This window comes from Amycolatopsis sp. EV170708-02-1 (assembly GCF_022479115.1).
In the GTDB taxonomy this organism is placed as follows: Bacteria; Actinomycetota; Actinomycetes; order Mycobacteriales; family Pseudonocardiaceae; genus Amycolatopsis.
Map to the genome: position 1 here is coordinate 6,132,098 of NZ_CP092497.1, position 12,038 is coordinate 6,144,135.

The 12,038-nt window shown below is 68.2% G+C and carries 9 protein-coding genes; 4 read left to right on the forward strand and 5 right to left on the reverse strand.

From position 1 onward, the window contains the following. Positions 1–13: 13 nt before the first annotated feature. The 3 genes from MJQ72_RS27690 to MJQ72_RS27700 are packed head-to-tail and all read right to left on the reverse strand — an operon-like array spanning position 14 to position 3,217. Entirely contained in the window at positions 14–1,363 is a 1,350-nt protein-coding gene (locus MJQ72_RS27690; RefSeq protein ID WP_240594002.1) for a WXG100 family type VII secretion target, read from the reverse strand. A gap of 18 nt (positions 1,364–1,381) precedes the next feature. Continuing rightward, positions 1,382–2,416, reverse strand: a complete 1,035-nt coding sequence (locus MJQ72_RS27695; protein WP_240594004.1) for a hypothetical protein — start codon at positions 2,414–2,416, stop codon at positions 1,382–1,384. Positions 2,417–2,437: 21 nt separating this feature from the next. Next, positions 2,438–3,217 (reverse strand): WXG100 family type VII secretion target, encoded by a 780-nt coding sequence (locus MJQ72_RS27700; RefSeq protein ID WP_240594005.1) that lies wholly within the window; start codon positions 3,215–3,217, stop codon positions 2,438–2,440. A gap of 152 nt (positions 3,218–3,369) precedes the next feature. Between MJQ72_RS27700 and eccCa the strand changes: the two genes are divergently transcribed. Together eccCa and MJQ72_RS27710 are read left to right on the forward strand one after the other, a co-directional pair. Continuing rightward, entirely contained in the window at positions 3,370–7,311 is a 3,942-nt protein-coding gene (eccCa, locus tag MJQ72_RS27705) for a type VII secretion protein EccCa (protein WP_240594006.1), read from the forward strand. 278 nt (positions 7,312–7,589) lie between these two features. Continuing rightward, a complete protein-coding gene (locus MJQ72_RS27710) occupies positions 7,590–8,774 on the forward strand; it encodes an HNH endonuclease signature motif containing protein (RefSeq protein WP_240594007.1) in 1,185 nt (394 codons plus the stop codon). Between the two features lie 479 nt (positions 8,775–9,253). Here the strand turns inward: MJQ72_RS27710 and MJQ72_RS27715 are convergent, their stop codons facing one another. After that, positions 9,254–10,006 (reverse strand): hypothetical protein, encoded by a 753-nt coding sequence (locus MJQ72_RS27715; RefSeq protein ID WP_240594008.1) that lies wholly within the window; start codon positions 10,004–10,006, stop codon positions 9,254–9,256. A gap of 155 nt (positions 10,007–10,161) precedes the next feature. Here MJQ72_RS27715 and MJQ72_RS27720 point away from each other — a divergent pair, with 155 nt between their 5' ends. Next, the gene (locus MJQ72_RS27720; RefSeq protein ID WP_240594009.1) at positions 10,162–10,623 is read left to right on the forward strand and encodes a neocarzinostatin apoprotein domain-containing protein; all 462 of its coding nucleotides are present in this window, start codon (positions 10,162–10,164) and stop codon (positions 10,621–10,623) included. Here MJQ72_RS27720 and cpt read toward each other — a convergent pair. Further along, positions 10,610–11,137: a chloramphenicol phosphotransferase CPT gene (gene cpt / locus MJQ72_RS27725; protein WP_240594011.1), complete on the reverse strand. Its 528-nt coding sequence runs from the start codon at positions 11,135–11,137 to the stop codon at positions 10,610–10,612. The two genes, MJQ72_RS27720 and cpt, sit on opposite strands and share 14 nt — an antisense overlap. Positions 11,138–11,314: 177 nt before the next feature. Here cpt and MJQ72_RS27730 point away from each other — a divergent pair, with 177 nt between their 5' ends. Further along, positions 11,315–12,013, forward strand: coding sequence for a trypsin-like serine protease (locus MJQ72_RS27730; RefSeq protein WP_240601433.1), 699 nt, complete (start codon positions 11,315–11,317; stop codon positions 12,011–12,013). Positions 12,014–12,038: the final 25 nt, after the last annotated feature.

Genomic DNA, 12,038 nt, shown 5'->3' on the forward strand with positions numbered 1-12,038 from the left:
TCGTTCATCCCCGTCACCACGTGCCCACGTAGGTGATCGCGTCGTCCCACGCCTCGCCGACGGCGTCCGCCGCCTGGCCGGCCGCGCCGCTCACCGCGTCGACGGCCGCGCCGCCGTATTCGCCGACTGTGTCCGCGATCTTCGGCAGGTCGATGTCGATCTTCGCGCCGATCCCGGCGCCGAGGCCGAGCGCGACCCCCGCCTTGAAGTTGACCTTGATATGCCCGGCGTCGTAAACGGCCTGGCCGTCGAGCTGCGCGCCGAGTCCATATTGGAGGGTGCCGCTCGCGCCGACGCCGACACCCGCCACGTCCGCCGCGAGCTCGCCTTCGATCTTGCCGCCCACGAAGGCGTTCGCGTGCACGCCGACGCCGTGCGCGCCCGCCTGCAGCGATCCGTTCACCTCACCGCCGACGAACGCGGTCCCCTTGGCACCTGCCGAAGCGACGCCCCATTCCTTCTTGCCTTCGAGCTCTTCCTTGAAAGCGGCCAATTCCGCGTGGCCGGACGCCTTGAAGTCCCAGCCCTGGGTGGAGATCTTGGCGTCCCACCCCGGGGTGAAGCCGTCCTGCTCCTGCTTCCACTTGGCGTAGGTGATCTCGGTGTTGCCCCAGGCCTTTTCGCCAAGACCCTCCGGCTTCGGCCTGCCGAACGGGGTGTCGCCGGCACGCGGGGCGCGCGTGCCTTCGAGACCGTCCCAGGTGAGCTTCTTCCAGCCGGAATTGCCGAACCACGAAGGATGCGAACGCGGGCGCTTGCGGCCGTCGAGTGCTTCGCCGTTCAACCAGTACAACGGGCCGCGGCCCCATTTGCCGAGTTCGTGCTCGATCCGGCCCGTGCCCTCCGGTGGGAACAGCCGCGCGAGTTCCTCGCTCAGCTCGTCGGCGATCTCCTGCGCCGCCTGCACGGCCTGTTCGCCGAGCCGGCGCGCGGCGGAGATGAAGGCGTCGACCGCGTTCGCGTTCGCCGTCCGCGCCTGGCTGGTGAGCTGCGCGGCGTACTGGTCGAACTGCGCGAGGATCGAGTCCACACAGGACTTCGCGCCCTGCAGCGCCTGCGCGCCCGCCCGTAGCCGGTTCGACTGGTCGCTCAGTTTCGCGCCGAGCTCGCCGAGTTCCTGGCACAGTTTCGTGGCGGAGGTGGAGAACGCCGTGTAGGCGTCACCTTCCCAAGACGCGTTGAGCGCCTTCGACGCCTTGCCGATCTCGTCCGCCCGGCCGGAGACCGTCGACGCCCGGTCGCCGCACCGCTGACCGGCCGCGGTCAGCGCCGAAGGATCACCGGTGACCCGCCGCTGGTACTCGACCACGAGCCGCCGGTAATTCGACAGGATCGAGCTGACGACGCCCGAAGCGTCGACCACACCGCTCCCCCACACGGTTTACCTGCCCTTCGCCGGTGAATCCGCGCCTGCGTCGATGTCGATGTGCTGCTCGAAGTGCTTCCCGCCGTAGTTCATGTCGATGTCGATATCGATGTCCTGACCACCGGGCGCCTGCACGGTGGACTTGCCGGTGCTCAGGTCGGTGGTGATGGTGACGGTGTTCCCGTTGCCCGCGCCCGGATATGTGCCTCCGGCGCCCGCGCCACCACCCGAGGGTCTGTCCACCGGGATCCAGGCGTCGGCGCCGCCGGGCCAGTTGCCCTGGGATCCGTTGCCGCCCAGCGCGGGCGGCCGGTACTGGGTGAAGGGCGGTGTCTCGCCCGGCGTCGAACCACCGCCCGCGCCGCCACCGGAACCGCCGATCGCGGCCTGTCCCGAACCGCTCGCGACCGAACCCGGCGCCTGCGGATTGGTGACCGGGGTGCCGGAGACCGCCGAGTTGCCCGCCGCGCCGTTGTCCCCGGCGTCGTTGTGGCCGAACAGTTTCTGGACCTCGCCGATGATGGTGGCGATCTGGGTGATCTGGTTGGCGAGGTCGACCACGCCGAGCGCCTTCAGCAGCGCGCCGATCGCGGTGATGAACGCGCGCAGCGAAGCACTGGTGGCGGTGGAAAGCGCGACCGCGGCGCCGTAGGTCCACGGATTCGACATCAGGCCCGCGACCGTCGGGTTCACCGCCGAGACCACCGCTTTGTAGGCGGTCTGCGCGGTCTTGATCAGCGTCCCGGCGATGCCGAGCAGTTCGGCGCCCTTCTGCACGACCTGGATGATCTTGGTCAGCGAGTTCAGGGAGTCGGTGATCTTCTTCAGCGCGGAGTCCGACGCGCCGCCGGACCAGATCTTGCCCAGCTGCTCGGCGGCCTTCGTCACCTCGTTGTACATGGTGAGGAACTCGTTGGCCTTCTTGAGCACCTCGAGCACGTGCTTCGCGATCTGCTCCGGCTGGCCGGTGAGGATCTGCGGCAGGATGGTGATCGGCCCGCCCGAGGACGCCGTGGCGTCCATCGCGCTGGAATTGGGGTAAGTCAGCATGGTCGCTCCTCAGGCCGGAAGTCAGACGGAAGCCGGGCGGTAGACGCTGACCTTCGCCAGGCCGTTGATGTCCGCTTCGACGATTCCGTGGTTGTAGAGCAGCCCGCCTTCTCCGGCGATGGCGATGATCGGCTTGCTGTCGGAGAACAGGAGCGGTTCGACCACGACGACGTCGCCGCTGTGCACACCGCCCGGCACGTCGCCGAAGTTGCGCGCCGTACCGGCGTAGACCTCGATGACCCCGACCCGCGCCTGGTTGTCGGCGTCACCGGCCAGCCAGTCGTTGAAATCCGAGACGCCGTGGAACCGGGTGTCGGTGATCGGGTGGTCGCCGAGCTGCCCCAGGCGAGCGTCCTGCAAGTAGCGAAGCACGTTGCCGACCGAGGATGGCTCGCCGTCACCGCCGGCGCTGTCGTTGATGGCCAGCGTCGCCAGCTCGGAGGCGTGCGAGTTCCCCCAGATCGACGAAGACGGCGATCCGGCACCGCCGCCGGGGCGGCCGCCGTATCCGCCCGCGACCGCCTCGTCGGCGGCCTGGTAGGCGTCGGCGCTGCTCTTGATGAAGCCGTTGATCTGCTGCAGCAGCTGAAGCAGGGTGCGGACCGCGACCACCTGCTGGCTCTGCATCGCCGTGTTCGCCGCCGCCACCGCGCTGCCGAAGGTGGCGAACGACATCGGCTGCAGGACGGTGCGTTCGAGGTCGGCCACGACGTTGATGCCCTGCATGATGATGCCGCCCAGGTTCCCGACCGCCGAGCGCATGGCCTCGGGCTCCGCCCGGTACTCGCCCGTGCCGACCATGGCTCTCCTTCTCTCGTTCCCCCACGTCTGCGTGACCAGCAGCGTAAGTTCGCCACCAGACGTGAGCGGACGGCAAAAGTACCCACCGCAAGGGCGGCACGAGTGGCCAGAATGATCGGCAGGATTACCCACAAGCGGCCAGAAAGACCCTGATGAGCGCCACTCGCGACCGCCTGCCGGCCCTGGGCGAGCAGCCCGGTGAGATCGTCCTGCAGTCCCCGCCGATGCTGCCGAAGGGCTCCTCCGGCGGAGCCATGCAGCTACTGATGTTCATGCCGATGATGCTGGGCATGGGCGCCATGTCGTTCGTCTACATCGGACGCGACGGCGGGGTGATGACCTACATCTTCGGCGCGTTGTTCCTCACCGCGATGGTGGGCATGGTGGTGATGTCGCTCGGCCGCGGCGGCGCGCAGAAGAAGGCGCAGATCAACGAGGAACGCCGGGACTACCAGCGGTATCTGACCGGTTTGCGCGGCCAGGTCCGCGAGATCGCGGACAACCAGCGCGCGGCGATGGCGGCGTTGCAGCCCGACCCGGCGGATCTGTGGGCGTACGTCGAGACGGGGAAGCTGTGGGACCGCCGCCGGTCGGATTCGCAGTTCGCGCAGGTGCGCGTCGGGACGGGGCCGCAGCGGCTGGCGACCCCGTTGAAGGCGCCGCAGACCGTACCGCTGGAAGACCTCGACCCGGTGTGCTCGACGAACCTCAAGCACTTCATCCGGACCTACTCGACGGTGGACGGGCTCCCGGTCGCGATCTCGCTGCGGTCGTTCGCGCAGGTCAGCCTGTCCGGCCGCCGCCCGGACACCCTCGGGACGGCGCGAGCGCTGCTGACCCAGCTCGCGACCTTCCACTCGCCCGGCGACCTGCGGATCGCGTTGTGCGTGAAGAACGACAGGCTGCACGACTGGGAATGGGCGAAGTGGCTGCCGCACGTCGCCTCGACCGCCGCCGACGCCGCCGGCCCGCGACGGCTCGTCGACGCCGACTCGGGGAAGCTCGCCGACCTCCTCGGCCCCGACCTCGGCGACCGGCCCGCGTTCACCCGGCGGCCGGACGCCCGCCTCGATCTGCCGCACGTCGTCGTGATCGTGGACGGCGGGCACGTCCACGGCGACACGCGGCTCGTCGCCGAAGAGGGCAGGCTCGGCGTCACCGTGGTGGAGATCGGCACCGAGCAGCCGCGTTCGGTCTCGTCGGAACGGCTGCTGAGCCTGCACATGAGCCCCGACCAGCTCGGGATGGTCGTCGGCGACGGGACGGAGCAGCGGCTCGGTTTCCTCGGCAAGCCGGACACCCTGGACCGCGGCGCCGCCGAGGCGCTTTCCCGGATGCTGACGCCGCTGTTCCAGGGGGCGGCCGTGGTCAGCGAGGCGCCGATGTCGGCGACGTTCGGGCTGGCGGGGCTGCTCGGCATCGGCGATCCGCGCGACACCGACACTGCGGTCACCTGGGCTCCGCGTTCGGCGCGGGACCGGCTGCGGATCCCGCTGGGCATCAACCCCGAAGGCAGGCCCGTCGACCTCGACCTCAAGGAATCCGCGGAAGGCGGGATGGGCCCGCACGGTCTCGTCATCGGCGCGACCGGGTCCGGCAAGAGCGAGCTGCTGCGGACGCTGGTCACCGCGCTCGCCGTCACGCATTCTTCGGAGAAGCTCAACCTCGCGCTGATCGACTTCAAGGGCGGCGCGACGTTCGCGGGGATGACCGGGCTGCCGCACACCTGCGCCGTCATCACCAACCTGTCCGACGATCTCGCGCTGGTCGACCGCATGGCGGACGCGCTGAACGGCGAACTGTTGCGGCGTCAGGAGCTCCTGCACGCGGCCGGGAACTACGCCTCGGTGCGGGACTACGAAAAGGCCAGGGAATCGGGTGCCAACCTGCGGCCGTTGCCGTCGCTGCTGGTGATCATCGACGAATTCAGCGAGCTGCTGTCGTCGCGGCCGGAGTTCATCGACCTGTTCGTCGCGATCGGGCGGCTGGGCCGGAGCCTCGGCATCCACCTGCTGCTGGCCTCGCAGCGGCTGGAGGAAGGGCGCCTGCGCGGCCTGGACTCGCATCTTTCGTACCGGATCGGCCTTCGGACGTTCTCCGCGTCGGAGAGCCGCGCGGTGCTCGGCGTCGCGGACGCGTACCAGCTGCCGCCCGTGCCGGGTTCGGCGTATCTGAAGTCCGACAACGACACCCTCATCCGGCTCAAGGCCGCCTACGTCTCGGGGGAACTGCCGCCGCGCAGCAAGATCGTGCGCAAGGACGGCCAGAGTCTCGGCCTGATGCCGTTCACGCTGGCGCCGGTCGAGATCCCGGTGACCGTCGAAGCCGAGGAGCCGGTCGAAAAGGGCACCGGCGAGACGATCATCGGCGCGATGATCTCGCGGATCGAAGGCAAAGGCCCGGAGGCGCACCAGATCTGGCTTCCGCCGCTGGCCGAGCCGCCCACCCTGGACCAGCTGCTGCCGCCACTCGGCGAAGACCCCGCACGCGGTTTGTGCCCGTTGGGCTGGGGCGGCAACGGCAAGCTGATGATCCCGGTCGCGTTGGTGGACAAGCCTTTCGAGCAGCGGCGCGACATGCTGTGGGCCGATTTCTCCGGCGCCGCCGGGCACGCACTGATCGTCGGGGCGCCGCAGAGCGGCAAGAGCACGCTGATGCGCGACATCGCCGCGATGCTCGCGCTCACCCACACGCCGGAAGAGGTCCAGCTGTTCGTGCTGGACATGGGCGGTGGCGCGCTGGCGCCGATCGCCGGGCTGCCCCACGTGTCCGGCTACGCGACCCGGCGCGACGCCCAGCGGTGCCGCCGGGTGGTCGCGGAACTGACGACCCTGCTCGAACAACGCGAGGAGTTCTTCTCCGCCAACGGGATCGAGTCGATCACGACGTTCCGCCAGCGGCGTTCGGAATACCAGGAGAGCACGGAAGGGCGCGAATTCGGCGACGTCTTCCTGTTCGTGGACAACTGGACCACGATCCGCCAGGAATACGAGCAGCTGGAGGAACAGATCACCAGCCTGGCCTCGCGCGGGCTCGGCTTCGGCATCCACGTCGTCGTCTCGATCAACCAGTGGATGGGCATGCGCGCGCCGTTACGGGACGCGATCGGCACCAAGTTCGAACTGCGGCTCGGTGAACCGGCGGACTCGCTGATCGACCGCAAGATCGCGCAGAACGTCCCGGCGGACCGGCCGGGACGCGGGCTGACCGCGGACAAACTGCACTTCCTCGCGGCGCTCCCGCGGATCGACTCGGACCAGCGGCCGGACACCGTCGGCGCCGGCGGTCTCGACCTGAATCGCCGGATTTCGGCGGCCTGGAAGGGTAAGCCGGCACCTTCCGTGCGGTTGCTACCGGCCGAGGTCCCGCTGGACTCGCTGGAAGCCGGGCCGCGCAAGCAGATCACGCTCGGCATCGCGGAATCGAACCTGCGGCCGGTGCATCTCGACTTCGCCACCGAACCGCATTTCCTGGCCTTCGGCGACGTGGAATCCGGGAAGAGTTCGCTCCTTCGCGCGATCGCGCACGGCATCGTGTCGAAGTACTCCCCCGAAGAAGCCGCGATCGTCGTCGCCGATTATCGGCGAGGGATGCTGGGCGCGGTGCCGGATTCTCATCTGCTCGGTTACGCGGGTTCCGAAACCGTGTTGAGCGGGCTGATCGACCAATGCCAGCAGGCGATGCGGAACCGGCTGCCCGGCGCGGACGTCACGCCGGAACAGCTGCGGAACCGGTCTTGGTGGCGGGGACCGGAGCTGTTCGTGCTCGTCGACGACTACGAGATGGTCGCGACCGTGGGCCGGAACCCGTTGCAGCCGCTGCTGGAATTCCTGCCCCAGGCACGGGACATCGGGCTCCACCTCGTCATCGCGCGTGGCAGCGGCGGCGCCGGACGGTCCCTGTTCGAGCCTGTGCTGCAACGGATCCGGGAGCTGGGTTCGCCCGGTCTCGTGATGTCGGGCTCGCGGGACGAAGGAGCTCTGCTCGGGGATGTGAAGCCGGGACCGCAGCCTGCCGGGCGAGGGGTGCTGGTGTCGCGGCGGCATGGGACGGGGCTGGTGCAGGTGGCGTGGACGAAGCCGGTGGAGGACTGAGCGCCTGTTCGCGGTGCGCCGGCGTGGGCCGGGGCGGGGTCGAGCATCGTCTGGAGCTGCCTGCCGCGTTCGCCTTCGTTGGGCAGGGCGATGATCAGGCGCGACATCGAGTTTCGCGCGAGTCGGCGCAGGCAAGTGCGGCCGCGCCGGCTTGAGCGGAATGCTCGGCCCGAACATTCCGTGCTGGCCGAAAGCCTCTGCTCCCTTCTTTGTGGTTTCTTTCGCGCTCGTCGCCGATTCAGTGGTGGTCGAACGCGTGTTCGAGTATGATCTTGGTCATGACCCAGTCTCTTGCTTTCAATCCGAAAGCCGCTCAGTTTCTCGATGCCGCGTATGACGAGGAGGTGGTGCTTCGTCGCGCGCAGGGCCGGCAGGTGCATGCGATAGCCGGGTTCGCCGCGGTGGGTGGTTCGCGAAGATCGGTGACCGAGGAGGTCGCTCTGGCCTTCTCGGTCTCCCGTAACCAGGCGTATCTGCTGGTCGAAACCTCGTGTGCCTTGGTGGCCCGGTTGCCGAACACGTTGGCCGCGCTGGAGAAGGGTGACATCGACCTGTACAAGGCGTCGAAGGTCAGCCAGCTGACGCGTGAGGTGTCCGACGAGGTCGCCGCGCTGGTGGACGCGTTCATGACCAAGCGGCTCGCCGACCGCGATCCGACGGCGATCCGGAAATCGGTGGATCACGCGGTGCAGAAGTTCGATCCCGACGGTTATCGGGAACGCGCCGAGCAGAAACGGGCGCTGCGGCATGTGTCGCTGGACCACGAAGACGAGACCATGTCCAAACTGACGGGCTATCTTCCCGCCGAAGTGGCGAGTTCGGTCTACGCGTCCCTGTCCCGTGCGGCCAAGGCCCGCCGCCGATCCGACAAGTCCCGCACCTTGGATCAGCATCGGGCGGACATTTTCGCCGAACGGCTCCTCGCCGAAGACGGCCACGGCACGCCACGCGCGCATATCCACGTCTATGTCGACTTGCTGACCCTGGCCGGTGCGCGTGAAGATCCCGCGACGCTCGCTGGTTACGGCCCGATCCCGGGCTGGCTCACCCGGGAGATCGCCGTCGATCCCGGCTCGACCTGGTCACGGCTGATCACCGACCCCACGACCGGGCAACTCCTGGAAGCCGGGCCCGGCACCTACCGGCCCCCGGCCTCACTCGCCCGCCTCATCAAAGCCCGCGACCGCGAATGCACCCACCCCGGCTGCCACCGCCCCGCCGAATTCTCCGAAATCGACCACACCACCACCTGGGCCCGCCACGGCCACACCGACCACCACAACTGCCACGCCGCCTGCACAATCCACAACATGCTCAAAGAAGAACCCGGCTGGCACGCAGAACCCACCGGCAACGGTGGCATGACCATCACCACCCCCACCGGCCGCACCTACACAGCGGCCCCCGAACCACTCCACGACCCACGACCCCACCCGGAGGACGACGACACCCCACCCTTCTAACCGGCGCAGACACCCCGCAGCCCGCCGCGTGGTGACACCGGCGCGCCCAAGGCCCGGCCCCGCTGTGGACGGGTTCTGGTGGCCCCAGAAACGAATCAGGCGGCGACACCGGCGCCCAAGGACTGTCCACTTTGGAACCACGCGGAGAATAGACACGCCCTGACGGCCACCCCGGAACGCGCCGGGTGGCGACATCGGCGCGCGTCCTCCGCCGCACCAGCCCTCCGGCGATCGGCCTGCCGAGCCGTGCCACCCGCGCACGCCACCGCCAGGGCCCGAACTCCGCTTTCCGGCCATGCCGAGACCATTGACGCGAAGGTCCCAATCCACTACGGGACCGAGCCGGTGCTCGGGTGCCCGCTCAACGACAGGACTGTTTGCTGCGGGGTTGGTGCTCCAGGGTTCCCGGAGCCGAGGCAAGTGACCGGTTACGAAACCCGGGCGACCACACGCCAGCCCAGCCTCACCGAAGCGCTCCGCTACCCCTCAGGACAAGTACTGATGCACCGCACAGCGATGGTGGTGCTCATCTCGTTGCCAGGCCCCGAAATCATCCCGGTCAGCAGCTTGTCCAGATCCTCCCGCACCCCGCACCCCGAGAACGGCGGGATCTCGAAGCTGCTCGTGAGCACGGTCGGCGGCGCCGTGTCCTGCAGCCCCGTCAGTCCCTTGACCTTGATCGTCAGCGGGCCCGCCGTTTTGCAGTTGGGTCCCAGATCGAGCACCTTGCCGTCGACCTTGGTGTCACTCAGCCGAAGCCCGAGATTGAGCGTCAGGTCGATGATCACCGACAGGTACTTCTTGCCGTCCGGGAAAAGCCTGGGGGCCACCACGCCCGCGTCGCCGGGGTTCTTCACCAAGACCCCGTGCTGGTCCCCCTCGGAGACCAGGCTGACAGTGCTCGTCACCGGCATGAAACGAAAAGCCACGAAATACGCGTTCACGGTGGGCGGCAGGGTGATCGAACCCGTCAGGGTTTCTTTCACCGAGTCGACTGTGCCGTCGAAACGTCCTTCACCGGTGGCCAGTTGAGAGCCCAGTTTCGCGATCCGCGACACGGTATTCCGCACGAAATACGACGCCTTCAAACCCGCGGCCATGGCAGGCGCGTCCGCACGCGGTGCGTTGATCTCACCTTGGGCGGCGGAAGCCGAGCTCAGCGAAAAGGCTCCCAGCGAGAGCACCACGCCGGCGGCGAGCAGCCGGAAGGCGCGTCGATTCGCCAGAGACATAGGGCTCAAATCCTTCACAGCCAACGGAATCGAGGTAGCGGACCGAACCGTACCCGGCGCCGTTCACGCAAGGCAATCCATGCCCGCGTGCTTGTCACCCGCCTCAGAAATCCCACCGGCTCGATTGTGACGCGCGTGATAACGAATCGAAGGAGTTGACGTCTCTCGCCGGACGACGGCAGGCTGGGAAAGCGAATCAGAAACGAGGGGGAATTATGAAATCTTCGAGTTATGCGGTCACAGCCGCGATCGCCGTCGTCGTTCTCGGCGGCTCGACCGGCACAGCGGCGGCCCAGACGCAGGCCTGGACGATGTCCGTGTCGCCATCGACCGATCTCGCCGCCGAGCAGACCGTGACCGTCTCCGCCAGTGGCCTCGAAGCCAACCGCCAGATCCTGCTGCTCGAATGCCCCACCGCGGACGGCAGTTGTTACATCATCGGATATCCGACAGCGGATGCCAACGGAACCCTTTCGACCACCGCCACGGTTTATCGGCATATGTCCTTCGACGACCGCACCTATGATTGCAAGACGTTGAGCGGGGGCTGTTCGGTCGTCGGCAGCGATTTCTCCACGGGTGGCGAACTGGTCAAGGTGCAGCTCACTTTCCGGTAGCGGCGGCGATCTCCCGGGCGCAGGCCAGCGCCTCGTTCACCCCCGTGTCCACCTCGACGTCGTAGACCACGCCCTGGTGCACGAGCTCGGCCTGCGCCGCCGCCATTCCCGCGACCCGGTCCCCACGCGCCGTCTCCCGCCCGGCGGCCACGACACCGTCACACCGGACGCCGACCCACAGCACCTCGAGCCCGTCCAACGCGTCGCGCCACCGCTGCTGCGATGCCGCTCCACCCAGGAAGACGTCGTCGATGATCACCCTGGCCCCCGCCCGCGCCATCGCGGCGACACCGGCCATCCACGCGTCCTCGAGCCGCCGGAACCCGGATCCGACACTCACCCCGCCGTCCCCGGCGAAGTCGATCCCCTCGTCGACCGCGGCGGGCATGGCGCCGATCAAGGTGTCCACGCCGAGGGTGAGCCAGGGATCCGGCAGCACCGCTTGCAGACACCGGGCGATCCCCGATTTGCCGGAACTGGAGCCGCCGTTCAACACGATCACCTTGGTCGTCACAAGGGCAGCTTAAGGCCGGAATCGGAAAATTACTTTTCCAGCAAAACGGATACAACGGACTTCCCCAGGATTCCGACTTCGGTAGGTTACAAAAAACCTCACCGCCACCTAACTTGGTGAAACCGTTTCGGCTCGAAACGGTTTCCCCGACGCAGGCCGAAGGGCGTATTCATGCGTATGTCCCAGATCGTCGCGACGGTGGCCGGCGCCGCCGCCGCGCTGACCCTCGCCGCCACCCCCGCCGCGAACGCGGGCCAGGACATCATCGGCGGCGGCACCGTGAGTTCCGCGCCGTGGGGCGCCCAGATCTACTGGGACGACGCCACCGCGTTCGGCGGCTTCAACTGCTCCGGCACGATCATCGCGCCGCAGTGGGTCCTCACCGCGAAGCACTGCCTCAACAAGCCCGGCATGCACGTCAAGGTCGGCGACGTCGACCTGAACCAGGGCACCGAAGCCGACGTCGACCAGCAGAAGGCCGCCCCGAGCGGCGACATCGCCCTGCTGCACCTCACGACCGCGGTCAGCACGACGTACATGAAGCTCGGCACCGCGAATCCGGCCAACGGCTCCACCAACCAGATCTACGGCTGGGGCCGCACGCAAGGCAACAACCCGCCTTCGAGCGTCCTGAAGACGGCTGATGTCCGCATCACCGGCACCAGCAGTGACGCGTACGGCGGCCAGGCCATCGCCAGCGTCGGCATCGACGGTTCCGCCTGGCACGGCGACTCGGGCGGCCCGCAGCTCGCGAACGGCGTCCAGGTCGGCGTCTGCTCGACCGGCAGCAACTCCGGCACGAACCCGCAGGGCACCCAGAACTACGCCAGTGTCGCGGCGAGCCGCGACTGGATCCGCACCACCGCGGGAGTCTGACCCGAAAAGGGACCGTTCACCCCGA